This is a genomic window from Lacticaseibacillus thailandensis DSM 22698 = JCM 13996 (assembly GCF_001312865.1).
Lineage (GTDB): Bacteria > Bacillota > Bacilli > Lactobacillales > Lactobacillaceae > Lacticaseibacillus > Lacticaseibacillus thailandensis.
In genome coordinates this window covers 114,116-136,916 of sequence record NZ_BBER01000004.1, presented here as the reverse complement: position 1 = coordinate 136,916, position 22,801 = coordinate 114,116, and the positions used below count along the sequence as shown (strand labels likewise).

At 53.7% G+C, this 22,801-nt stretch carries 18 protein-coding genes, 11 pseudogenes and 1 other annotated feature; of the genes and pseudogenes, 15 read left to right on the top strand and 14 right to left on the bottom strand.

Annotated features, from left to right (window positions below):
- The first annotated feature begins 11 nt into the window (after positions 1–11).
- Positions 12–2,020, top strand: a pseudogene (locus JCM13996_RS07140) (glucose PTS transporter subunit IIA).
- Positions 2,021–2,112: 92 nt separating this feature from the next.
- Here JCM13996_RS07140 and JCM13996_RS07135 read toward each other — a convergent pair.
- From JCM13996_RS07135 to pyrF, 8 genes and pseudogenes are all read right to left on the bottom strand, one after another.
- On the bottom strand, positions 2,113–2,433 hold the full coding sequence (locus JCM13996_RS07135; RefSeq protein ID WP_054750603.1) for a DUF898 family protein: 321 nt from the start codon (positions 2,431–2,433) through the stop codon (positions 2,113–2,115).
- A gap of 19 nt (positions 2,434–2,452) precedes the next feature.
- Positions 2,453–3,099 (bottom strand): annotated as a pseudogene (gene pcp, locus JCM13996_RS07130) (pyroglutamyl-peptidase I).
- 27 nt (positions 3,100–3,126) lie between these two features.
- Positions 3,127–4,040, bottom strand: a pseudogene (locus JCM13996_RS07125) (DUF979 domain-containing protein).
- Positions 4,040–4,719 (bottom strand): annotated as a pseudogene (locus tag JCM13996_RS07120) (DUF969 domain-containing protein). Before JCM13996_RS07120 ends, JCM13996_RS07125 begins: the two co-directional pseudogenes overlap by 1 nt.
- Before the next feature lie 126 nt (positions 4,720–4,845).
- On the bottom strand, positions 4,846–5,799 hold the full coding sequence (locus JCM13996_RS07115) for an Mbeg1-like protein (protein ID WP_054750602.1): 954 nt from the start codon (positions 5,797–5,799) through the stop codon (positions 4,846–4,848).
- Between the two features lie 92 nt (positions 5,800–5,891).
- Positions 5,892–6,323, bottom strand: a complete 432-nt coding sequence (locus JCM13996_RS07110) for a hypothetical protein (RefSeq protein WP_054750601.1) — start codon at positions 6,321–6,323, stop codon at positions 5,892–5,894.
- A gap of 177 nt (positions 6,324–6,500) precedes the next feature.
- Complete coding sequence (pyrE, locus tag JCM13996_RS07105; protein WP_054750600.1) at positions 6,501–7,142, bottom strand: orotate phosphoribosyltransferase; 642 nt, start codon at positions 7,140–7,142, stop codon at positions 6,501–6,503.
- Positions 7,135–7,868 (bottom strand): annotated as a pseudogene (pyrF, locus tag JCM13996_RS07100) (orotidine-5'-phosphate decarboxylase). The gene pyrE and the pseudogene pyrF overlap by 8 nt, the downstream one beginning before the upstream one ends.
- Before the next feature lie 456 nt (positions 7,869–8,324).
- Between pyrF and JCM13996_RS07090 the strand changes: the two are divergent.
- From JCM13996_RS07090 to rplL, 8 genes and pseudogenes are all read left to right on the top strand, one after another.
- Positions 8,325–9,563, top strand: a complete 1,239-nt coding sequence (locus JCM13996_RS07090; RefSeq protein WP_054750598.1) for an MFS transporter — start codon at positions 8,325–8,327, stop codon at positions 9,561–9,563.
- A 2-nt stretch (positions 9,564–9,565) separates the two neighbouring features.
- The gene (locus tag JCM13996_RS07085) at positions 9,566–10,507 is read left to right on the top strand and encodes a dihydroorotate oxidase (RefSeq protein ID WP_054750597.1); all 942 of its coding nucleotides are present in this window, start codon (positions 9,566–9,568) and stop codon (positions 10,505–10,507) included.
- 166 nt (positions 10,508–10,673) lie between these two features.
- Positions 10,674–11,102, top strand: coding sequence for a 50S ribosomal protein L11 (gene rplK, locus JCM13996_RS07080; RefSeq protein WP_054750596.1), 429 nt, complete (start codon positions 10,674–10,676; stop codon positions 11,100–11,102).
- 111 nt (positions 11,103–11,213) lie between these two features.
- A pseudogene (gene rplA / locus JCM13996_RS07075) lies at positions 11,214–11,901 on the top strand (50S ribosomal protein L1).
- Between the two features lie 199 nt (positions 11,902–12,100).
- Positions 12,101–12,685, top strand: coding sequence for an SHOCT domain-containing protein (locus tag JCM13996_RS07070; protein ID WP_054750595.1), 585 nt, complete (start codon positions 12,101–12,103; stop codon positions 12,683–12,685).
- A gap of 83 nt (positions 12,686–12,768) precedes the next feature.
- Entirely contained in the window at positions 12,769–13,215 is a 447-nt protein-coding gene (locus JCM13996_RS07065) for a DUF5362 family protein (RefSeq protein WP_054750594.1), read from the top strand.
- Between the two features lie 160 nt (positions 13,216–13,375).
- Positions 13,376–13,498: a sequence feature (ribosomal protein L10 leader region), on the top strand.
- Positions 13,499–13,532: 34 nt separating this feature from the next.
- Positions 13,533–14,038 (top strand): annotated as a pseudogene (gene rplJ, locus JCM13996_RS07060) (50S ribosomal protein L10).
- 63 nt (positions 14,039–14,101) lie between these two features.
- Entirely contained in the window at positions 14,102–14,467 is a 366-nt protein-coding gene (gene rplL / locus JCM13996_RS07055) for a 50S ribosomal protein L7/L12 (RefSeq protein ID WP_054750593.1), read from the top strand.
- 126 nt (positions 14,468–14,593) lie between these two features.
- Here the strand turns inward: rplL and JCM13996_RS10495 are convergent.
- Both JCM13996_RS10495 and JCM13996_RS12935 read right to left on the bottom strand, forming a co-directional pair.
- Positions 14,594–14,737 (bottom strand): annotated as a pseudogene (locus tag JCM13996_RS10495) (transposase); the annotation flags it as partial.
- A 211-nt stretch (positions 14,738–14,948) separates the two neighbouring features.
- Positions 14,949–15,143, bottom strand: a pseudogene (locus tag JCM13996_RS12935) (ISL3 family transposase); the annotation flags it as partial.
- 433 nt (positions 15,144–15,576) lie between these two features.
- Between JCM13996_RS12935 and JCM13996_RS07050 the strand changes: the two are divergent.
- From JCM13996_RS07050 to JCM13996_RS07040, 3 genes and pseudogenes are all read left to right on the top strand, one after another.
- Positions 15,577–16,479: pseudogene (locus JCM13996_RS07050) on the top strand (ABC transporter ATP-binding protein).
- A 99-nt stretch (positions 16,480–16,578) separates the two neighbouring features.
- On the top strand, positions 16,579–17,712 hold the full coding sequence (locus tag JCM13996_RS07045) for an ABC transporter permease (RefSeq protein ID WP_162205196.1): 1,134 nt from the start codon (positions 16,579–16,581) through the stop codon (positions 17,710–17,712).
- A 266-nt stretch (positions 17,713–17,978) separates the two neighbouring features.
- Complete coding sequence (locus JCM13996_RS07040; RefSeq protein WP_054750592.1) at positions 17,979–18,278, top strand: hypothetical protein; 300 nt, start codon at positions 17,979–17,981, stop codon at positions 18,276–18,278.
- A gap of 55 nt (positions 18,279–18,333) precedes the next feature.
- Here JCM13996_RS07040 and JCM13996_RS07035 read toward each other — a convergent pair whose 3' ends face one another.
- The gene (locus JCM13996_RS07035; RefSeq protein ID WP_054750591.1) at positions 18,334–18,837 is read right to left on the bottom strand and encodes a thiol peroxidase; all 504 of its coding nucleotides are present in this window, start codon (positions 18,835–18,837) and stop codon (positions 18,334–18,336) included.
- A 301-nt stretch (positions 18,838–19,138) separates the two neighbouring features.
- On the opposite strand from JCM13996_RS07035, the gene JCM13996_RS07030 reads away from it, so the two are divergent.
- Both JCM13996_RS07030 and JCM13996_RS07025 read left to right on the top strand, forming a co-directional pair.
- Entirely contained in the window at positions 19,139–19,738 is a 600-nt protein-coding gene (locus tag JCM13996_RS07030; protein ID WP_054750590.1) for a nitroreductase family protein, read from the top strand.
- A gap of 89 nt (positions 19,739–19,827) precedes the next feature.
- Complete coding sequence (locus JCM13996_RS07025) at positions 19,828–20,457, top strand: sugar O-acetyltransferase (protein ID WP_054750589.1); 630 nt, start codon at positions 19,828–19,830, stop codon at positions 20,455–20,457.
- A gap of 182 nt (positions 20,458–20,639) precedes the next feature.
- Here the strand turns inward: JCM13996_RS07025 and JCM13996_RS10930 are convergent, their stop codons facing one another.
- Together JCM13996_RS10930 and JCM13996_RS07020 are read right to left on the bottom strand one after the other, a co-directional pair.
- Entirely contained in the window at positions 20,640–20,777 is a 138-nt protein-coding gene (locus JCM13996_RS10930) for a hypothetical protein (protein ID WP_156321904.1), read from the bottom strand.
- A 43-nt stretch (positions 20,778–20,820) separates the two neighbouring features.
- Positions 20,821–21,096 carry a hypothetical protein gene (locus tag JCM13996_RS07020; protein ID WP_054750588.1) on the bottom strand — a complete coding sequence of 92 codons (276 nt, stop codon included), beginning with the start codon at positions 21,094–21,096 and terminating at the stop codon, positions 20,821–20,823.
- Between the two features lie 356 nt (positions 21,097–21,452).
- On the opposite strand from JCM13996_RS07020, the pseudogene JCM13996_RS07015 reads away from it, so the two are divergent.
- Positions 21,453–22,318 (top strand): annotated as a pseudogene (locus JCM13996_RS07015) (DNA/RNA non-specific endonuclease); the annotation flags it as partial.
- 129 nt (positions 22,319–22,447) lie between these two features.
- Here the strand turns inward: JCM13996_RS07015 and JCM13996_RS07010 are convergent.
- Complete coding sequence (locus JCM13996_RS07010; protein ID WP_054750587.1) at positions 22,448–22,798, bottom strand: MmcQ/YjbR family DNA-binding protein; 351 nt, start codon at positions 22,796–22,798, stop codon at positions 22,448–22,450.
- Positions 22,799–22,801: the final 3 nt, after the last annotated feature.

Here is a 22,801-nt window from a genome sequence, read left to right as displayed (position 1 = left end):
AGGAGGTAAACATCATGGCAGATAAGTACCAGACTATCGCAACTGGCATATATGCACATATAGGTGGTCCCCAAAACGTAGCAAAGTTGATTCACTGTATGACGCGGGTACGGATTACGGTGCGTGATGATAGTAAGGTAGATGTTGACGGGCTCAAGAAAGTGCCTGGCGTTTTGGGAGTTGCCCAGGAAGATACCTTACAGGTTATTGTGGGCCCTGGCGTTGTGAACAAAGTCGCCCAGGCGATGGTTGATCAGGTTGGTGTTGGTTTGGGTGAGCCTTTTCCCGATGCTAATAGTTCCGAATCATACGCGGCTGGGAAGTCAGCTGTAGAGGCGAAAGCAGCCGAAGTACATGCGGCACAAAAGGCACAGTTGAAGCAGACATGGTGGCGGCAAGCGCTGAAACATATTAGTGCCATCTTCATTCCATTGATCCCGGCGTTTGTTGGTGCTGGCTGATTTCTGGTATTGCAGGCATTTTGGCTAACATGCAGACAGCTGGTGATTTAGGTACCAATTGGACTACGTTTATTACTGTGCTGAAAGTTATCAACAGTGGTTTGTTTACTTACCTAAATATTTATGTCGGGATTAATGCGGCGAAGGAATTCAAGGCAACCCCAGGATTAGGCGGTATCATTGCTGGTTTGATTTACCTTCCAGGAGTGGTTGCCCCGGTTACCTTGCCTAACATCTTTACTGGTTCAGCATTGGTTGCTGGTTCTGGTGGGATCATTGGGGTACTTTTTGCCGTTTGGGTAATGTCATACGTAGAAAAATTCTTCCACAAGGTTATTCCAGATTCTGTTGATATCATTTTCTCACCCTTTCTAACGTTACTGATTGTCGGTTGCTTTACGATTTTTCTGGTTATGCCCGCAGCTGGTTGGGTTTCCAGCTCCCTTGTTGGTTCGATTAATTGGATTCTGCACGTTGGTGGTGCTTTTGCCGGCTTCATGCTCGGACTATTCTTCCTCCCAATGGTTATGCTGGGACTACACCAGATTTTGACTCCAATTCACCTCGAGATGATCAAGAGTTTGGGCAACACGCCGCTGTTACCAATTCTGGCTATGGCCGGTGCGGGTCAGGTTGGTGCCGCAATTGCGCTGTGGATTCGTTGCCGCAAGAATAAGCAACTGACGGGAATGATTAAAGGTGCGTTGCCCGTCGGTGTTCTCGGTGTTGGTGAACCCCTGATTTACGGTGTATCACTTCCACTGGGTCGGCCATTCATTACGGCCTGTGTTGGTGGTGGTATCGGTGGTGCTGTGATTGGTGCCATCGGTGGTATTGGTGCTACTTCCATTGGTCCTTCGGGTGTGGCCCTAATTCCCCTGATTGCTAATGGCAAGTGGTTAGGTTACGTATTTGGCCTCCTTGCAGCGTACGCTGGTGGCTTCTTGGCAACCTTCTTCTTTGGGGTACCAAAGTCGGCGATGCTAGCGCACGACGTTGAAGGTAACTTGATTAATGCCAGTGGCGCTACAGTCGCATCCGCTACCGATGCGTCCAGCATTGATGTTGACCAAATTATGAATGCCACACCAGTTGCTGGAGCGGATACTAACTTGGTTGCTACTGCTTCTGGACAGCTAATACAGATGTCGGCAGTGAAGGATGCCACGTTTGCTCAAAAGATGCTTGGTGATGGGTTTGCGATTGTTCCTAACATGGAAGCGATTGTTGCTCCTGCAGATGGGACGATCATCAGTTTGACTGAGACAAAGCATGCATTTACACTCAAGACAGATTCAGGCTTGGAGCTATTGGTACACATGGGTATTGACACAGTTGAATTAGGCGGCAAACCGTTTAACTTCAACATCAAGCCAGGTGACCATGTAAGTCATGGCCAACAGTTGGGTACCATGGACCTCAAGCAGGTGCAGGCTGCGGGTAAAGATACGACAGTCATTACGGTCATTACCAACATGGACGCTGTGGCAACGCTATCACAATATAATGATGGTGCGGTCGAAGTTGGTAGCCCGGTTATGCAGGCTCACAACAAGTAGTCCTGACAATAGACTATTCATTGCTGCTACTGCACCAAAAGCGCGGCGCGAACTTACCCAGATGTTCGCTCCGCGCTTTTATTGTGGCGTAACTAATTGATGAATTCGGTATGCTGGGCCTTCCAGTCTAGCAGCTTAATGTGGACCCAGAAGCCGTAGATACCCAGAGTGATGACAGATAGCAGCAACCACTTGATCCAGTTGCCAAACAAGCCGACCGCCGAGCCGTTAAAATGCATCCGGTGGCCGTCGATCACGGTGTGGTTAATGCGCCAACCGTACCGCATGGTAATCGACCAGGGGTAACAAATACCACCGGTGCAAACCGTAACAATTGTGCCGAGGATGCTCCAGCCAATCAGGCTAAGCAGACCACCGTCGAAAAACGAGTGCCGTCCATGCTTTGTTTCCACGAATTATTCTCCTTTAACCTTACGCAATCGCACCCTCAACGGTTTCAATGTCACCCTGGCCGTTACGTTCCACGATGGCCGTGATGGCCGCCGTGATACCCCGTACGTCGTCATCTAGACTCAGTGACGGGGTGTTCGGTCGGTTAGTGACCTGATCCGGCAGGAAGGGGATGTGCATGAACCCGGCCTGGATTTGCGGGAACTCTTTGTCCCGCATGTACTGCACCTGGTACATGATGTGGTTGCAGACGTACGTCCCGGCACTATTGGAGACGCTGGCGGGCAAGCCCGCCGCCCGAATCGCTCGGGTCATGGCCTTGATAGGTAATTGGGCAAAGTAGGCGTTGGCGCCGTCCGCGTGAATGGTGTGGTTGAGGGGTTGGTAACCCGCATTGTCCGCTATGCGCCCATCATCCAGGTTGATGGCGATACGCTCGGGGGTCAGGCCAAAGCGGCCCCCAGCCTGGCCAATGCTGAGCACATAGTCGGGTTGTTCGCGTACGATGGCATCGTGCACCACCTCAGCACAGCGGTTAAAGATAGTAGGGATTTCCAGCGGCACGATGGTCGCACCTGTAATGGTGTCAGGAAGCCGCTTCACGCTTCAATTGCCGGATTAATTTTGTCGGGTCCAAAGGGGTCAAAGCCAGTCACAAGAATTTTCATCATAATACCTCCGTAGTGTGGTGTAAATTAAAATGCCAATAAGTACATTAAGCCAATTTGTAGGACCAGCAGGATAATCGCGACGGGTACCTGCTGACGAATGACGCCCATTTCGTCGTCCATTTTCATTAGTGCAACCGGCAGCGAGTTGAAGTTGGCCGCCATTGGGGTCAGCAGGGTGCCGCAGTACCCAGAAGTCATCCCCATCGCCGCGACCACGGCGATGTTGCCACCCTGAGCGATGACAAACGGCACCCCAATGGCAGCGGTGATGACCGCAAAGGCGGCAAAGGCGTTACCCATGATGGCGGTGAACAGTGCCATGGCAACACAGTAGAGGACTACGCCACCGAACTGATTACCAGCTGGGAAAACGCCGGCAATCAGCTTGGCCGTCAACGTGCCCACGCCCGCGGCGGTAAACACCGCGCCGAGGGTTGCCAGCAACTGGGGCAGTACCCCGGGGGCACCGACTGAGCGGACCATCCGCTGGGTGTCCCGGTAGACTTGCTTACCAGAAGTACGGGTCAGGATGACGGCGACAATCAGGGAGACCAAGGCACCAATCCCAATACCGATTTGGCCGCCCAAACTGGTAAACTGCGCGATGGCGATGGAGACGACGGCCAGGACGATGCTGGCAGAAAGATCCAACCGCCTAGCTGGTGCGCCGCGTTGGTAGCGGTCTTAACGTTCACGGCTGGCAGGTGCCCAACCTTGATCTGCCTAGCCAGGGCGAGCACCCCGATAATGATCAGCATGGCCCCCACCACGGTGGCGGGGATGAAGTCGCCAAAGGCAAAGATGACCGCCAGAAAGGTCCAGAAAATACCGGTCCCGTATCGTGCCGGATTCTCGCGGTCGCGGAAGGATTCAATGGCGGCTAGCGCCATCATGGCCCCAATGAGGGCGTAAAGTGCAATGAGTAAGTTATTCATCATTAGTGTTTGCCCCCCTGATCATTGTTGGCCCGAAAGCGTCGGTCAAATAGCGTGTTGTAGATGATGGTTACCACCAGCATGGTGATAGCGACCGGAATGCTGGCGATGACGATGCTCATGGCGCTGACTGGTTTGCCGAGTGACTTCATGGTGCTGGCGATCAACAACACCCCACCGGAGGCTACGAAGAGGTTTTGGGCAAAGAAGTTACCGAGGTTGTCGACCGCGGCACTCCGTCCCTTGGTCAAATCCACTTCGGCGGGAGTCAGGTGGTGGTGCTGTTCTGCTGCGGCTTGCACCATCGGTTGAATCAGGGGCCGCACGAACTGCACTTGGCCAGAGAGGCTAATGCCAAAGACGTTGGCCAGGGCGCGAATGATGACGTATAAGTTGAGGATGCGGCCGGGGGTCAATCGCTTCAGCTTTTGAATGGCGGCGACCGCCACCTGTTTGAGTCCGTGGCTTTCGACCAGACCAATCATTGGCAGGGTGAGGAAGAAGAGCGAGACCATGCGGTTGTCCAGAAAGCTTTGACCAGGGTGTGCAACAAGTCGGGCACCGACATGCCGGCAAATAACCCGGTGGCCAGTGCGGCGATGACGACGACCGCGGTGGTGTCCCACTTGAGGGCAAAGCCAACCACAATGATGACGATCCCCAGTAACTTTAAGTATTCCATGTGGAGCCTCCTTTGCGTATGGTAATCAATGGTTTCGTGATGCCAATAACGCGCCAATCAGTTGTTGCATGACCGCCCGCCACTCGTTATAGGTTGCCGCGTCGGTTTGGTGCAACGCTTGGACGATCAACTTGGCGCTTTGGGGAAAGTTGCGGCGGAGCTCCGTGAGGGTCGACACTTCAGTCTGTTGGATGATGCGGTACGCCGCGTTGAGGGCCGCGGCTTTGGTGGCGTCATCCATGCTGTCGACCATAGGTTGATGGTGCGTTGGGCGTGCTGTGATAGGGCGCTGGTGGTGGGGAGGTAGACAAAGTCGTTGTCCCTGACCGCCCACGTGAACGGGTCGTGTTGACGCGGCCCGTGCGCCGTACTTTGTACCACCTGGAAGTTATGGGTGCGTTCCATGATCATGCCGATCACCGAATTTTGGGGCACCAACTTATGCACGATACCGTTGGCGCTAGCTGGTAGTGGTGCGCCCAGACCCGGGCCATCCAGGTTGTACACGGCAATGACTCGTCGTTGGGTGGTCGGACCCGCGTGTAGGTAAGCGTACGTGGCTAAGTTGCCGCCCTTTGAGTGCCCACCCAGGTAGAACCTACCCGGGTAGCGGTCCATTTGGTGGCGGACGTAACGCGCGGCGTCAACCTGCGAGGGCGTGGCGTCCATGTAGGTCATGTTAAAGTCTTCCTTCCAGTCCACAAAGTTGGCGCGTGTGCCCCGAAAGGCAATGTAGTAGCGTTGCGGTGCCAGTTGCAACGTCATGACCGAAAACTGTTGCTCCTGATCTGGGTCTTGCCGATTCAAGTAGTTGAGGATGTGGGCGTCGCGGAAGCGCGGAGCCTGGCCTAAATGTTGCACTAGTTGTCGGTTACCCTCTTCATTCCAGGTACCAGCGACCAGGTCGTTGAGGGCGGGCAAAGTTGCCAGTGTGTCCAGGTTGGGCAAAGTCTGGTACTGCCACTCATCAAGATTGAGGTACGCCAATTGGGCCAGCGCCGCTACTTCGATGGGATTGAGTGGAATAGCCTTGGGGGATTCAGTCCGCGCGTGGGCCAGATAGTCCAGCATGGTGGCCATGGTGTCACCTCCTTGGGGTACCCATTAGTCAATGAAGTGGGGGTGCTGATTCGGTGGGAAGACCGTGGCAATGAGGTTGTTATCACCGTCCGTTATTTCATGCACCGGCACGGTGAGGCGTGCTTCCCAGACCATGTTGTGGCTGACCCGCTGCCACATGTGGGGGCTGAGGCTGTGGAACTCGACCCGCACGGTACTTGGTCGGCAGCCCGCCGCAGTTCGATGACCCCAAACTTGGCGGTCTCGACGGTGAGCGTTTGCTCATGGTCGTTACCCTGAATGCCAGGTTGGGCCGCCAACTGTACAAATGGGTGGTCGGCCATAAACGCGTCAATATTCGGTGTGGGGTGCAAAGTAATGGTGAGCCCGGTCAACGTGACGTCAATGTCCTGCTCAGTGGTACCTTCTTGCTGTTGCCGTGCGACGACACGGTGAGCGACTTGCTGGCCCAACTGCGTAATGGCGTCCAGTTGTAGCGCCACATCGGCGGTGATGGCCGCGATAAATTCATCCGTAATGCTCATAATAACGCCTCCTTAATTCCGGTTACGGTCGGTGTCCGTATAACATCATTGTAGATTGTTCTGGCAATAATGAAAACGCTTTGGGTGTAAGAAGTTAGTTTGGTGGTTGCAATTGTAGTTGTAGTACATAAAACGCGCCCTGATTGGTCACCGGGGCGCGTTTCTACTATATATTGATTAAGACTTGTTGGTCCACTGCCAAGGATCCTGCCGCCATTGCCGGACGTTATCCAGTTCGTTAGCGGGCAGGTGGCCGTGGGCAACGGCGGCTGCAATCAGGTGGTCATAGTCGGTGATGCTGGTCAGCGTTAGTCCGGCCGCGGCAAAGTTGCGGGCGGCGTCCGGCAGTTGGTAACTGAAAATTGCGCAGATACCCAGCACGGTTGCGCCGGTTGCCTGGACAGCTTTGGCGGCGTTAAGCACGCTGCCCCCAGTCGAAATGAGGTCGTCGATCAACACGACTTTGTCTGTTGCTGCTAGCTTGCCCTCAGTTTGTTTCCCCTGGCCGTGGTCCTTGGGGTGCGCACGTACGTAGATCAACGGCAAGTTGAGGTTAGCGGCAACCAGCGTGGCGTGAGGAATGCCGGCGGTGGCAACCCCACCAATAACCGTGGCGTCCGGGTACCGTTCGGCAATTGTCCGCGTTAACGCCGCGGCAATTTGCTCACGGATACGCGGGTAGGCGATGGTAAGACGGTTGTCGGTGTAGATGGGGGCCTTGATGCCGCTGGCCCACGTGAACGGTGGGTCAGTGCGGATAGTGACGGCGTTGATATCCAACAAGTCACTCGCCACTAGGTTCGCAATGTCGTTATTCATGAATTGGTTCCTCCCAAAGTGATTTGATGTGCTGGTAGGCCGCCACGGGATCAGTAGCCTGTGTAATTGGGCGCCCAACGACGATGCCGGAACTTCCAGCGCGGCGTGCGGCGTCAGGCGTCATGACGCGGACTTGGTCGTCAACATGGGCGTCCGCGAGTCGAATTCCTGGGGTGATGAAGAGAAAGTCGTCCGGGAGGTGCGGCCGCATGCCAGCTACCTCCGCCGCGCTCGACACGACACCATCCAGACCACTGGTTGCCGCAAGTTGTGCGAGGTGGTTGACGGAGTCGGGTAACGGGACGGCGACTTGCTGTTCATCCGGAGCGCTGCCGGGCTAGTTGACGTTAGTTGCGTGATGGCGAGCACCTTGGCTGGCTGCACGCCAGCATCCGCCGCTCCGGCGCGGACCCCACGCACAGCAGCGGCCATCATTTTGCGGCCACCTTGAGCGTGAACGGTAGTGAGGGCCACGCCTAAGCCACCAATGATGCGGGCGGCACGTTCGACGGTGTTGGGGATGTCATGCAACTTGAGGTCCAGGAAGACCCGGACGCCCAGTGCTTGGAGTTGCCGGACAACGGCGGGACCGCCCTGGTAGTAGAGTTCCATACCGACTTTGCAAAACAGTTCTTCCGGGTGGTCGAAACGCTGTACGAAGGCGAGGGCGTCGTCAGGGGTGGGGAAGTCTAGTGCGATGATGAGCGGTGGTTCAGCTTGGTTCACGATGGACAAAATAAAACACCTCACAGACTGCCCCGTGAGGTGTGCGGACGCGCCAAGATAGACGGCGCCCATACCGAAATTATCACTTGCTGGCCTCACGGGACCAATTTAAAGTCTTAAATTGACCACAGTATAACCGTCCTTGCCCGTCGGCGTCAACATATTTTTGCACTGTTGGCGTGGTGGGATAAGCTTGCACGTGGCGGTGCGCCCGCGGCTGACCGACTCTCCGCCGTAGCTTGTGACCACCCACACGTCCAACGCCATCAAATTTGAAGTAGTTAACGTGATCGTATGCCCAGGCATGCAAGATGGTGTTAGGGCTACGCTCCTCATCACCCCCCAGTCGCTACTTAAATTGACTCTTGTCACAGCGGTGCGAATGTGGCATACTGCTTGCGACGTATGAACACAAAATAACGGTTGCCTGTGAGCAGCCATTTTGGAGGGATTATTATGAGTCAAGTAGTGTCGGTCCCGCAGTCGCATTCCGTGACTGCGCAGCGTAAGTGGGTGCTGGCTTCCACCAGCGCCGGCTTTGCGTTGGAGAACATGGACGTCATGTTCCTGTCGTTCGCGCTGAGTTCTATCGCTGCAGATATGCATCTGAACGGAACCCAGGCGGGATTCATCGTCACCATCACCAACCTCGGCATGTTGGTGGGCGGCTTAATATTCGGTATTTTAGGTGATCGTTTCGGGCGTGTGAAAACATTCTCGCAGACGGTCTTTATTTTTGCCATTGCTACTGCCGCCATGTACTTTGCCCACAACGCCTATATGGTTTATCTCTGCCGCTTCGTTGCCGGAATTGGTGCCGGTGGGGAGTACGGCGTTGGCATTACGCTCATCGCCGATAACTTTCCGCGCAAAGATATTGGGCGCTTGACTTCCGTGGCCGCAATTGGTGGCCAGGTCGGTGCCGTGTTAGCCGCTATTGTTGCGGCCTGGGTGCTGAGCGTTAGCACTTGGAACACCCTCTTCCTGGTCGGCGTGGTGCCCGTGATCCTGATTGTCTTTATCCGGCGGCACGTGCGGGAGAGTGAGGGGTTCCTCGAACGCAAAGCTGCCGGGGCCACACCGCGAGCAACCGTGGGTGAGCTATTTAAAACGCCACGGTTAGCCGTGCAAACCCTGGCCCTGATCTTCATGGTGATCGTGCAAATTGCCGGTTACTTCGGCCTGATGAGCTGGCTGCCAACCATCATGCAGGCCCAGCTGCACCTGTCCGTGTCTGGCTCCTCCGTGTGGATGATCACGACCATCGTCGGGATGAGCCTAGGCATGATGACGTTCGGGACCATTCTAGATAAGTTTGGCCCGCGCCGCGCGTTTGGCATTTTCCTGTTAGCGTCAGCCCTGTCCGTCTTTGGTATCGCCATGGTGAACAGTCGCGCCACCATGTTACTAGCGGGTGCTATCGTTGGCTTCTTCTCCAACGGGATGTTTGGTGGTTATGGTGCGGTGATCAGCCAGCTTTACCCGAGTGCGATTCGGTCGACCGCCAATAACGTCATCGTCAACATTGGGCGGGCAATCGGCGGCTTTTCCTCAGTCGTTATTGGTTTCCTGATGGATCACTACTCGTTGATCGTGGTCATGGGTTCCCTGGCCACGCTGTACGTATTGAGCTGTATCACCATGTTGTCCATGCACGGGTTGAAGGCACTGCACGTGCCAGCCAAGGAGGCATAATCATGACGTTAACAACAAAATTTTTGGGACGGACGTACAGTAGTCCGTTGATGAATGGTGCCGGGGTGCGTTGCTCGACCGCTGGGGATCTGGAAAAATTGCGTCACAGTAGTGCAGGCAGTTTTGTGACCAAAACCGCGACCTTGACGCCGCGCGCGGGCAATCCGGGTCACCGGATGTCGCCGTTGCCGTATGGCAGTATTAACTCTATGGGTCTGCCCAACAAGGGGCTCACTTATTATCTCGACTACCTGACCGCCCTGCCTGATCACGGCGCCAACAACTTTCTGTCGGTGGCCGGCTTTTCCGAAGCGGACCAGTTGGCAGTGTTGGCGCAAATTGCCGCGAACGACTTTGCGGGAATCGTGGAATTGAACCTGTCTTGTCCGAATATTCCGGGCCACCCGCAGTTGGCGTATGACTTTGATGCGACCGATGCCCTGCTGGATAAGGTGTTTACGCGGTTCCCCCAGCTAGAGTTAGGGGTGAAGTTGCCGCCATTCTTTGACCCCATCCACTTTGACGCGATTGCACGTATCCTGAACCAATATCCAGTGAAGTACACTAACAGTATTAATAGTTTGGGTAACGGCTTCTTCGTGGATCCCCAAACTGATGCCCCGGCAATTGAGCCCAAAGGTGGGTTCGGTGGTATTGGCGGGGGCTACGCTAAACCAACGGCGCTGGCCAATGTGCGGGCACTCCACGAACGGTTGCGGGATGATATCGCGCAGATCGGTACTGGTGGCGTACAGACGGGGCGTGATGTTTACGACCTGATTCTCTGCGGGGCGTCGATGGTGCAGGTGGCGACGGCGTTCGGGCCAGAAGGCGTGCCCATCTTTGACCGGTTGAACCAGGAGTTGCAAGACATTTTGACTAGCAAAGGCTATGCCGACGTGACCAGCGCGGTTGGCCAACTGCACGTGGCCGCTACCCAGTAGGTCCTTGCATTGACTAGCGTTGTGCGGTGTCCGCAGCACCGCGTCGTGGCGATTGCTTCGCGCACCGCACTGTGGTATATTATTCAAGTATGTTTTGTGCATACAAGTGGGAGGCCAAAACTACTGGCCATCAACACCACAGCACGGAATAAGGAGGTAATTATTCGTGGCACAAAAAGTAGCAAATGTCGTTAAGCTTCAGATTCCCGCTGGTCAGGCAACTCCAGCGCCGCCAGTTGGTCCTGCTTTGGGGCAGGCTGGGATTAACATCTCTGGCTTCACGAAGGAATTTAATGCACGTACTCAGGACCAGGAAAAAGGTATCATGATTCCTGTTGTCATCACTGTGTACGAAGACCGTTCATTCGACTTCGTTACCAAGACGCCACCAGCAGCCGTTCTTTTGAAGAAGGCTGCCGGTGTTGCCAAGGGTTCTGGTGAACCAAACACCAAGAAGGTAGCTAAGGTTACCAAGGACCAGGTTCAGCAGATTGCTGAGACGAAGATGCAAGACCTTAACGCAGGTAGTGTTGAAGCTGCTATGCGCATGGTTGAAGGTACCGCTCGTTCCATGGGCTTTGAAGTCGAGGGCTAAACCTGCGCTTTAAGTCGGAACAGTAGGTCGGATTGTCGGTAAAAGCCGACGTAATCAAGTGGAAGGACGCATGCGTCCGTTGACCACATTTGCAAGGAGGAAAATCCCAGAATGGCAAAACATGGTAAGAAGTATCTCGAGGCCGTTAAGAAGGTTGACGCCGACAAGGTGTACGACCCTAAGGCAGCGCTCGAACTCGTAAAGGAAACAAACTACGCAAACTTTGACGCAACGGTTGAGGTGGCTTACCGCCTGAACCTTGACCCTAAGCAGGCTGACCAGCAGTTACGTGGGGCAATCGTCCTGCCTAACGGTACTGGTAAGAGCCAGAAGGTGATCGTCTTCGCTGAAGGCGATGCCGCTAAGCAGGCTGAAGAAGCTGGTGCTGACCGCGTCGGTGGCCGGGACTTGGTTGAGGACGTCGCTGACGGCTTCATGGACTTTGATGTTGCTGTATCCACGCCCCAGATGATGGCCCAGGTTGGTCGTCTTGGCCGTGTCCTTGGTCCTAAGGGTCTGATGCCAAACCCCAAGACTGGTACGGTGACGATGGATGTTACCAAGGCTGTTAACGACATCAAGCTGGCCAAGTAGCCTACCGTGTCGACAAGGCTGGTATTATCCACGCCATTATCGGTAAGGTTAGCTTCGATTCTGACAAGTTGCTGGAGAACTTCCGTGTCTTCAACGACACGATGATCAAGCGCGCCCATCCACCGTTAAGGGTGTTTACGTGAAGTCTCTGACTGTCACGAGCACGTTTGGCCCTGGCGTCCGTGTTGACGCTAACCAGTTCTAATTAAGCGCGTTGAGAACAACCATCGACCGTTATGGCCGGTGGTTGTTTTTTTATTGCCTGCCTTATTTTTGTTGCGGATGTCAGCACAGGCTTGAGGTAGCATCACTATTAACAAGCAGTCGTGCGACGTATTCGCGTCAGTGCACGCTGTGGTATACTTTGCACAAGGTTACCGTTCGCAAAGTGAAGGAGAGCAATCATGGACAATTCGCAACTACAAACAGCTAAGACACTGTCATTAATTGGGGCTATTTTTGCCATCGTGATGGGGGCATTGTATTGCCTGACGATCATCGGGATTATTCTGGGCATTCCCATGATTATTGGTGGGATTTACTTGTTGCGGCTCCGACACTATAACGATGACAATTTTTATGCCCACCGTGGTGCCATGCTAGGGTGGGGGATCTTCTTCTTATTTTGTACCCTCGTTGGCGGTGTGCTGGAGTTGGTTGCCTACTTCCAGGTGAACAACCACGTGCCAGCGGCGAACGTTGATGCGCGACCGACCATGAGCTTTAGTAGTGTTGAACGCGCATATGAACTCAAGGAGAAGGGCGTCATTTCCCAGGCTGAGTTTGAGGATATTAAGGCGGCGGCGTTGAAGCAAGAGGGAGTGGACGTTAACGACGCTCATGCTGCCACGCAGGATGCTTCCGCGTCAACGGCTGCGAGTAGCGACACCCCGACGGCGTCAGGGACCAGTAGCGATGCGGACGCACCAGCAAGTAGTGCGGCCAACTCGGAGGACCCCACGACGCCGCCAACTCACCCGGAGGCATAAATCAGTCCAACGGCGGATGCGATTGCCACCAGCCCCAGTTATCCTTTAAGTGTTAGGTGATCAAGGACACGGAGGGTGAGATTATGCGTAATCCAAATTTGCAGACAGCCAAAACGCTGTCTTATGTAGGGGCTATTTGGGCCATCGTTGTGGGTGCGCTCTGCACGCTCACGATCATTGGTGCCATCGTCGGGGTGCCGATGATTATTGGTGGGTCGCTCCTGTTAAAGTTTCACAATGCGAGTGATGAGGCGTTCGTTGCCCAACGCGGTTCCATGTTGGCGTGGGGAATTTTCTTCCTGATCTTTACAATCGTTGGTGGGGTTCTGGAGTTAGTCGCCTACGTGATGGCGGGTAGTGCGGACACTGAAGAGTTTCGGCAGGCTGCAACGCAGCGGCGTCAACAAGCAACCAGTGACTTTGACGACCTAGAACGGGCAAGTGAGATGAAGGCCAAAGGAATCCTATCCGCAGATGAATACGAAGCAGTCAAGGACCGGATTTTGCACCAGCACCACGACCAAGATTAGCATGCTGACACGGGGCATCAACGCCTGTTGGTACCTGTGTTCGCCATGGCGGTTAGTGTGAGCAGGGGGTCAAGATTGGCAACCATTACTAAACGCTGGCGCCACGGACCGTGGTCGGCAAGTAGGGCTTGACGGTTAGGGGCAGGCATGGTAAGCTGTCACTTGTGTTAAAACTTCACCTAAGACTCAGGGGGCGTTAGCCTTAATCATCCTGCCGAGGTGGTATCAAGTAGTATTCGATACCTCTATGTCTTGGTGGACATGGAGTTTTTTTTATATAAAAATTCCACCACAATACTACAAAGGAGGTAAAACACATGAGTGAAGCAATTATTGCTGAAAAGGCTAAGGTTGTTGACGAAGTCGCCGAAAACCTGAAGAACGCCGCTACCGTAATCGTTATCGACTACCGTGGTTTGACGGTTGACCAGGTTACCCAGTTGCGTAAGGAATTACGTGAAAGTGACTCCAAGATGGAAGTGGTTAAGAACACTTACCTACGTCGTGCCGCTGACAAGGTTGGCTACGAAGGCTTGGACGAACTGTTCACTGGCCCAACGGCTATTTTGTATTCTGAAACTGATGTTGTGGCTCCGGCCCGCATTGGTAAGAAGTTCGCCGGCGAATTTGAAACCTGAAGCTTAAGGGTGGTATCATTCAGGGCGAGCAATCCAGCCTTGAAGAAATCGAACAGCTGGCAAGTCTGCCAGACCGCGATGGCTTGATTTCGATGGTCGCATCTGCCATTCAGGCACCTGTACGCGACTTCGCATACGTCATCAAGGCGATTGCAGACAGCAAGGACGAAGAACCAGCCGCTTAATGTCGGTTTGGCGATTCGTTGCGTAACGTTACTAACAAAACTAACAAAATGGAGGATTCAATCATGGCTTTGGACAAAGACGCTATTATTGAACAGATCAAGGGTGCTTCCATCCTTGAATTGAACGACCTGGTAAAGGCTATCGAAGACGAATTTGGTGTTACCGCTGCTGCCCCAGTTGCTGCTGGCGCTGCTGCAGGTGACGATGCTGCCACTAAGGACAGCTTTGACGTTGAACTGACTGATGCTGGTCAGCAGAAGGTTAAGGTTATCAAGGCAGTTCGTGAAATCACTGGTCTTGGCTTGAAGGATGCTAAGGGTGTCGTTGACGCCGCTCCTTCTAACGTCAAGGAAGGTGTTACTGAAGACGAAGCTAACGACATCAAGTCCAAGCTTGAAGAAGTTGGCGCTGAAGTTACCGTTAAGTAATTTTGGTTCCGTCCAGGAAACGTCCACCATCCCCGCGGGGGTGGCGGGCGTTTTTTTTGGTCTTCGTCAAATCGTATTGGTGATACTCTGTTGATAACACATTCACTCCGGAGAATGTGTTTTTGTTTACTCATGAATCAGCCGAATGCGGATAAACATGTTGTACTGATTTCGGAAACCAAAGCAGTTACGTTTCAGCGTCTTGATTTTTCGGTTGAGGCCTTCAAGAGGACCGTTTGAATGGGAATAGTGGCAGCTATTTAGTATCGCATGTTTGTTTTTTTCTCAGCGTAGCGATGGTAGCGTCCATGGCGTTGCCACAACTCTTATAGTTTTTCAGTAAATGGGCCAGCTTGACTCCTGACTTGTTTTTCAGGGCTGTCATGATGGTTTGATATATTCCGTAGGCAGCTCGGAAGCGTGGGAAGCGTGGGGCTTGATCGAGACCGAGGTTAACCGCGGCCTGCGGGACAGGGATAATTCATTCCTTTAATCCCCGTAAATATTGGCTCTTGGCTCGTTCAAATTTGTCTTCGTTGAGGTGAAATAAGCGCCACTGAGATTTTAGAATGCGATAGCGACGACTATGTTGGTCGATTTCTTGGTGGAGTAGCCGTAGGCGCTCCTGATCAAGTGCCCTAGCCGCCAGTTGCATGATGTGAAAGCACTCAGTGGTGAACTCAGCGTCGCTTTGACTACACGGATCTTTCTCCCTTGCACTCGCTTTGGCTGGCTAATAGCGATTTCTGCGAGATGTGGGCCTGTCAATTCGAGCAAACTTAGGATAGAATCACCTTGGGGCACCATATTTCCTCTTCTCGATTAGGTTTAGGCGCTTAAATCGTAGCATGAGGGGACAATGATGCCCTTTTGATTTGCCAAAATTAAAAAACTGGCATTGGCTTTCACCAATACCAGAAAATGTAGACCCTAAAAAAAAGCCAGCGCAGTCACTATCGACTGCGCTGGCTTTTTGCTGAAGCTGAGTGCAACCGCCCTGACCACCATGTGGGTGTCCCCCCCAAAAAAAATAAAAATGATTGCGCTTTCATCGCTTTAATGATACCTTCTGGATGAATGTTAACGCCATGAACGAAGGAGGGGATAATATGCTGGAACTGACGGGGGTCACAAAGCGCTTTGGTAAACAGGTGGCCGTGGATCAAATCAGCCTCACTGTTAAGCCAGGTGAAATTCTGGGTCTAATTGGCCAAAACGGTGCGGGCAAGACGACGACGTTTCGGATGATTCTGGATTTTTTTGCACCCTGATAGTGGGACGGTGCAATGGCAAGGCCAAGCCATGAGCAAAATTGACCATGACTTTATTGGTTACTTGCCCGAGGAGCGGGGATTGTATCCCAAGCTGAGCATAGTCGAGCAAATCGAGTTCTTTGGCCAACTGCACGGTATGACCCGCACAGCGGTGCGGGATGCTTTGCCGGAGTGGTTGGAGCGCTTTGAAGTGAAGGGCAAGCTGACGGATAAGGTCAAGGATCTGTCCAAAGGTAATCAGCAAAAGGTGCAGTTGATTGCCGCCCTGATTTTTATGCCCAAACTGGTAATCTTAGACGAGCCGTTTTCGGGTCTGGATCCGGTCAATGCGAGCCTGCTGGAAGCAGGCGTGCGGTACTTGCAGACTAGTGGATCGGCCATTATTTTTTTTCCAGCCACAACATGCGCAATGTCGAGTCGCTGTCCGACCGCTTAGTCATGCTGAAAAACGGTGCCGTGGTGCTTGCGGGCACGGTCGGCGAGATTCGCGCCCAGTACGGTGAGACCCGAATTAGTCTCACCAAGCCGCGGTTATCGGCTGACGCGTTGGCGCAATTGCCCGGGGTGTTGGCGGTGCAAGGGCATGGGGATGAGTTTGAGTTACAGTTGGATGACCCGGAGCGCGGGCAGGCTATTTTCCAGACAGTGACGCAGGGGGAATATATTGCGGGGTTCCAGCAGCACGCTCCGAGTTTGGACGAGATTTTTCGCAGGAAAGCGGGTGACGAACATGCGTAAATTATGGTTGATTGCCAGCATGGTGTTCCGGAAGAATATCCGTAGCTTTTCCTGGTGGAGCTTGGTGCTGACCCCGCTTCTGGCAGTGGGCGCGATTGGGTGATCCAGTGGTACGTGAGCCATACTCATGAGCCGGCTCGCGTCGTGGTGGTCGCGCCGCGTGCTGTTGCCAGTGCGTTCAAAGCAAGTGCGGATGGCGATATCACGTACACCGTGGCAGCAACCAAGACAGCGGGTCAGCGGCAGTTACGGCATGAGGATGCCGATGCGCTGCTGGTCGTACCCCGCACCTTGGACCATGCGGCCCATTTATACAGCCGCGACAATGGTCAGTCGGTGGATGCCGCCACCGTGCGGCGGGCCCTTTCCGGGCTCAAGACCATGGATACCGCGCAACAGCTTGGACTGTCTGCCGCGCAGCTGGCGCAGCTCAACGCGCCGGCGCAATTGCGCACCCAAAGTGTGAGTTTCAAGGCCCGCAAAATGGTGGTTGCCCGCAGTAAGACTGACTGGTTGAAAGTCATCTTGTCACTAGCCGTCGGGGCCCTGATGTACGTCTTTTTGCTGAGTTACGGCACCATCGTGGCGCAAGAAATTGCTACGGAGAAGGGTTCACGGATTGAGGAGTCGATCCTGACGGCCATTAAGGCCTCCACGCAATTTTACGGCAAGCTGCTGGGCGTGACGGTGTTACTACTGGTGCAAATTGGTGCGTATGCCGGGGTAGCCGCCATCGCGTGGTTGTTGCGGGACCGGTTTGCGGTTGTCCGTCAATTCCTGGCCACGATTGATTGGTCGGGGATTGGTTGGCCGTTCGTCCTGGTGATGGTGGCGTTCTTTGTCATTGGGATTATTAGTTACACCGTGTTGGCGGCGTTGTGTGGATCCCTTGTCAGCAACCAGGAGCAGGCTGGGATGGCCCTCCAGCCGGTTCTCTACCTGGGCGTAATCGGATACATGGCGGCGCTCAACGTGAGCTCGGGTAGTGGCCCCATTTTAAGGACAATGAGTTACATTCCGTTCTTGAGTCCCATGGTGGCCCCAGCACGCTTTGGGGTGGGCCAAATGGGCCTGGGGATGGTGACGCTTTCCTTGATCATCAGTGTTGTCTTTTTGGTGGCCTTTACCTGGTTCAGTGCCCGGGCCTACCGTGATAACGTACTGGTTTACAGTGATAGCGGTTTATTCAAAGCTTTGAAGAAGAGTTGGACGCTGAGTCGTAGCAGTCGGTAGTTGCGACCAACGTGTGGATGATGTGGGGCGACTACAACCGCCCTGGTGGCACGGTCTGCAACGACTTTGCGCACGACATGCCCCGAATGGGAAAACCACCAAATTTATGCTAACACCTTGAAACGGCCATGACGCCAGTACCGGCGCTGGTTTTCGCCCGCCAGTGGGTCGCTTTCGTGGTACCCTTTGACGGTCACTCGCCGTACGCTATTGGCATAGCAACCAGTGATACTGTGCATGGTGACGTTTCAAGGAGGGCGACGTTTATGCGTAAACGACCGGTAGTAGCTTACCCCGTAATTTTTAAATACTTCACTGCAGACTCCGGCCCGTTCATTTCGGTGACTAGTCCTAATTTACCAGGTCTGGTCGTTGGGGCGAACAATGCTCGGGCGGCGTTGCACGACACCCAGGCGGGAATTGCTCAATTGTTGAGTTGCCCACCGTACCCAGAGGTGGTTGATGCGACCACTTGGGCGTTGCAACCCAATGAGGAGGTCGTCTTCGTGTCGGTAGACCTTGACCGGTGGCACGCGGGCATGTTGTCAGCGGGTACACATGAATGAAGTAGTGGGCACAAAGGGGCGCGACCATTGGCCGCGCCCCTTTTGTTGGGCTGAATTAATTGAGTTCTTGGTGTGCTTCGAGGTATGCCAGGGCGCTGTCGTAGTCGGGCTCGTGGGTTTGTTCCGTGATGAGTTCACGGTACGCGACTTTGCCTTGTGGATCAATGATCCACACGCTGCGCGCATCCGTGCCGTCACTCGCAATATACAGGCCCATGGCGCCACCAAAATGGTGCTCCTGGTCGGACACCAGCTGCATCCGGTGCACGTTTTCGGCTGCACACCAGTGAGCTTGGTCGGCGACCGTGTTGGTGGAGACCGTTAGAAAGTTGATATGGTGGAAACGGTCCACGGATTCGTTGAAGCGTTTGGTTGAAATACTGCAAACGCGCGTGTCAATATTGGGCACGACGCTGATCAGGGTGTAAGCACCGCGCAAGTCCTGGGCGATGAGGGTGGTCCCGTCAGCTTGAATTACCGTGAAGTCGGGAAGCTGATGACCAACGACTGGTGGTTCACCGTTGGTTTGGTTGGGTTCGTTGTGTCGGGTAATTTGCATGTCGATATCCTCCTTGCGTAGGGGTTGCGCCCGCGTAACCCCTACTTAACTACCCACAGTTTACCATACTTATGTGGCTGGCCTAGTAGTTGTGCAAGGCCGGTAGGCACCGCGGTGGGTGCCCTCGACAATTAATTTGTTGCATATTTGACATGCAAGTACCGATTGTGTATCCTTAAAGTACGATATCAGACGGTCAATTAATTTACTAAGTTGGCCAGTCACCAGATAACAACCAGTGGATGCAGGTGTTTGTGACGTGTACAGTTTAGCAGTTGCAAACGGTTGACGAGGAGGAAAAATGGAATTTTATGACGTAATCAAGCAGCGGCGAACGATTCGCCAATTCAAGAATAAGCCGATTGCTCAAGATAAATTGGAGCGGATATTGTCAGCGGGACTCGCTGCCCCATCCTCCAACCATCAGCGCCAGTGGCAATTGGTAACCGTGACGGACCGTGACAAGCTGGACGCCATCGCACAAATTGTGAAACCATACCCTGATCGCATCAAAGAACCAAAAACCCCACAACAAGAAATGTTCAAAATTTCGTATTCGCGGCAACGGACGATGATTAAAGAGGCACCTTGCGTAATTTTACCGTACCTACGCATGAAGTATGATTTGACTACCAGCAAGAACAAATGGGGACTGTGGGATTACGGTGCCGGCTGGGCGTTGATTGAAAATATGTTGCTGGCGGCAACTGCCGAGGGTCTGGGTACTGGGATTCATGCTCTGGTGAAGCAAGAGCCGGATCAGATTCAAGAATTAGTTGGCGCCAAGGATGGTTATTATCTGCCTGCATTGGTCATCTTGGGTGAGGCAGCCGATAATGCTGAAATACCAACTCAAGTGCAGACTTCGATCAAGAAAAATGTGCACTGGCAACAATGGTAGAATAAAGGCACCCAAAACTAGTTGGGTCGTTCATTACGCTTCAGGTGTGGCCCGCATTACCGACCAAGGATCAATTGGAGGCTGACAATATGGCAAAGAAAGTAGACCAGGCGTTGAATTCGGGTGACCTTTACCGCGTTTTTAATTCAAACTATGCTGACCCGCATTACAACGACTATCTAGAGGCAATGCACCAATACAACCAGTTGGGATACACGCCCGCTGATGAACGTAAGAAGGCGACGATGCTGAGTCAGCTGTTTGCTGCAGTCGGTGTCGGTAGTTACGTTCAGGTACCGTATTATGCCATGTGGGGTGGGCGCCATGTGTATTTGGGTAAAAATGTCTACGTGAATTTCAACTGTACCTTTGTGGATGACGCGGAAATCCGGATTGGCGACAACACCATGCTTGCGCTCAACGTGACGATTGTGACCGGTACCCATCCGGTTTCGGCCCAATTGCGCCGGCAGTCGTATGGTTTTAGTAAACCGGTGGTGATTGCCGCAAACGTGTGGGTGGGCGCGGGCGCCACCATTTTACCTGGTGTCCACATCGGTGCTAATTCCGTTATCGGTGCGGGTGCTGTGGTCACTCGGGACCTGCCTGCGAACGTAGTGGCGGTGGGTTGCCCGGCAAAGGTACTGCGTGCAATTACTGACGACGATGAAGTGACTTATGATCATGGCAAAGTAATTGCGGACCACCGCCTGGAATAAAGCAGAAAATATTGACGTCATGGTGTATGCAGGAGTGGCCGTGAGCTACTTCCTGGGTGCACCTTTTTGTTGGTGTCGGGAAACGGGCATACTGACCTGTTTGGGGTCTGTAGTTAACCACAGCGCCGCCAAAAAAAGGGCCCCTTCATCATGAAGGGACCCCAGGTACGGGATTGCGTTCATTAAGCGTGCTGATGGGTCCGAACCGCCGTCCGCAGTACTTGCTCGACGACGGCAAAGGCGGCGTACATGGCAAAGGGGATGAATGCCACACCCAAACCGACGAGCATGAGGCCGGGTGCATCATCGCCATCTGCCACATGTACATGGCGGGTAGACACCCCAAGGTGGTGAAGGCGGCAATTAGACTAGCGATACGAATGTGCCGGAACACGGCGATGGAAGCTGGGTAAAGGTTTTGTTGACGGCAATCAGGCGGAGCAGGCTGAAAAACTTACTGATGATATAGAGCACCACCAGCGCTGTTGCCACCACCGCCACTAGGAAGAGTATCAGGGGAAAGTTCAGTGCAATGTGAATGCTGGTGGCAAATTGAATACCAATTAACCCGACAAAACCGATGATGACGGCCGCGGTCACCGCCAACGCGAACCGTAATATCTGTACCTTACCGTTCATAATATGTAGCCCCCAAGCCGACTGGAATTGACTATATTATGTCCAGAAGTATGGGGAGATGCAAGCGATTTCGTATTGAAAGTTTCTAAAGAATGCTGTCGGTGCCACCAGGTACGGCGCGTCCACATAGTAATTTATTAATTAGCGTATTATTGATGCACGATTTGCGCGATAATAACCCCAGTGGGGTAACAGCACGTAATGAGGAAGAGGTTGGGACAACAATGAAGTGGAGTAAGCGCTGGGCGCAAGTGCACCTGTGGGGATTACTAACCGTCGTGGCGGTGATCGCGGGCCTAGCCGGCGGGGCGACGGTCAACGTTACCGGACCTGACGCCGCGGGCAACACGTCTGTACAGCAAGTGGCGGCTAAGTCACACCACGTGACTAAGCACCAGAGGCACCAGCGACGCGTGACCAGTGCTAATTTAGCACAGCTACAATACCGGGGGACGCAGACGATTGACGTCAATAATGGCCACCCGACTTTTACCAAGCAGGAACTCAGCACGGCCAAGGGGGCTTGGCAATATTACGGTGCGCTGGACCGGTACAACCGGGCAACCGATGCTGAGGCGTTACTCAACCAGTCGTTGATGCCGACCGCGAAGCGCGAGGAATTAACGGTGGATCCGACTGGGTGGCACAATAAGCGCATTCGTAGTGGTTACCTGTACAATCGCAGTCACCTGATCGGTTACCAGCTAACCGGACAAAACAATAATTGGCGCAATCTGATGACCGGGACGCGTTCGCTCAACAGTCCGGAGATGTTGCACTATGAGGACGATATCGCGGATTACCTGAAGCAATCCCCGCAGCACTACGTTCGTTATGCGGTGGTGCCGGTGTTCAAGGGTAGTAACCTACTAGCTCAGGTGTGCACATGATGGCGCAATCGGTGGGCGATGACGCGGTTAGCTTCAACGTCTACATCTTTAACGTTCAGGATGGGGTGCAGTTGAACTACGCCGACGGCACCAGTACCGTAACGGCCAATCAAGCGGCGTCGAGTAGTAGCACGGCGCCGGCGCGGACCACCAGTACTACGGCCACGACCAATGGTCAGGGGGACAACCGCACGGTCTACGTCACGCCGTCGGGATCGCGGTACCACTTTGATCCGCATTGTCGCGGTTTGCGCAGCGCCAAGAGCGTTGAGACGATGACATTGTCGCAGGCCCAAGCAGATGGTTACACGTTGTGTAAATTTGAGCAATAAAATGATTGTTTAAAGGCCGCCGGTACCCGCGTTACCATGACGCAATGCGGATACCAGCGGCCTTTGTTGCGCCTAATAAGCGGGGCGCACCAACAAGGGTAACTATGGTTGCCCTGTTGACGCCGTGCCTTATTTAGTGGCGGCGAAACTGCCCTCAATGAGGTCAGCAAGGTTGTCCACGCTTTCAAATTGATCCAATAACGCCGTCAGCCAGTGCTTCTTGGCCATGTGGTAGCCCGGACGGAAGCGCGGTTGGGTCTGTAGAATCGAGTTGAGCTCGGGCTCGACCTTCAAGTCAACGATGTCGATTTCTTGGGGGTCATCCAGCCCCAACTTGGTGCCGGGCACGTTCATAATCAGCCCAAACCATTTGCCATTTGGGTGGCGCAGGGCCACGTAATGGGGGTAATGTTTGAACGGATGATCAACGACGGCATTGTACTCGTTTTGACAGTACGTAATGAGTTCATCACGGGTCATATT

Coding starts and splice junctions, on each gene's coding strand:
- JCM13996_RS07115 (WP_054750602.1), bottom strand. CDS start 5,799: ATGGCCACCATGCTGGACTATCTGGCCCACGCGCGGACTGAATCCCCC.
- JCM13996_RS07110 (WP_054750601.1), bottom strand. CDS start 6,323: ATGAGCATTACGGATGAATTTATCGCGGCCATCACCGCCGATGTGGCG.
- pyrE (WP_054750600.1), bottom strand. CDS start 7,142: ATGAATAACGACATTGCGAACCTAGTGGCGAGTGACTTGTTGGATATC.
- JCM13996_RS07090 (WP_054750598.1), top strand. CDS start 8,325: ATGAGTCAAGTAGTGTCGGTCCCGCAGTCGCATTCCGTGACTGCGCAG.
- JCM13996_RS07085 (WP_054750597.1), top strand. CDS start 9,566: ATGACGTTAACAACAAAATTTTTGGGACGGACGTACAGTAGTCCGTTG.
- JCM13996_RS07070 (WP_054750595.1), top strand. CDS start 12,101: ATGGACAATTCGCAACTACAAACAGCTAAGACACTGTCATTAATTGGG.
- JCM13996_RS07065 (WP_054750594.1), top strand. CDS start 12,769: ATGCGTAATCCAAATTTGCAGACAGCCAAAACGCTGTCTTATGTAGGG.
- rplL (WP_054750593.1), top strand. CDS start 14,102: ATGGCTTTGGACAAAGACGCTATTATTGAACAGATCAAGGGTGCTTCC.
- JCM13996_RS07040 (WP_054750592.1), top strand. CDS start 17,979: ATGCGTAAACGACCGGTAGTAGCTTACCCCGTAATTTTTAAATACTTC.
- JCM13996_RS07035 (WP_054750591.1), bottom strand. CDS start 18,837: ATGCAAATTACCCGACACAACGAACCCAACCAAACCAACGGTGAACCA.
- JCM13996_RS07030 (WP_054750590.1), top strand. CDS start 19,139: ATGGAATTTTATGACGTAATCAAGCAGCGGCGAACGATTCGCCAATTC.
- JCM13996_RS07025 (WP_054750589.1), top strand. CDS start 19,828: ATGGCAAAGAAAGTAGACCAGGCGTTGAATTCGGGTGACCTTTACCGC.
- JCM13996_RS07020 (WP_054750588.1), bottom strand. CDS start 21,096: ATGAACGGTAAGGTACAGATATTACGGTTCGCGTTGGCGGTGACCGCG.
- JCM13996_RS07010 (WP_054750587.1), bottom strand. CDS start 22,798: ATGACCCGTGATGAACTCATTACGTACTGTCAAAACGAGTACAATGCC.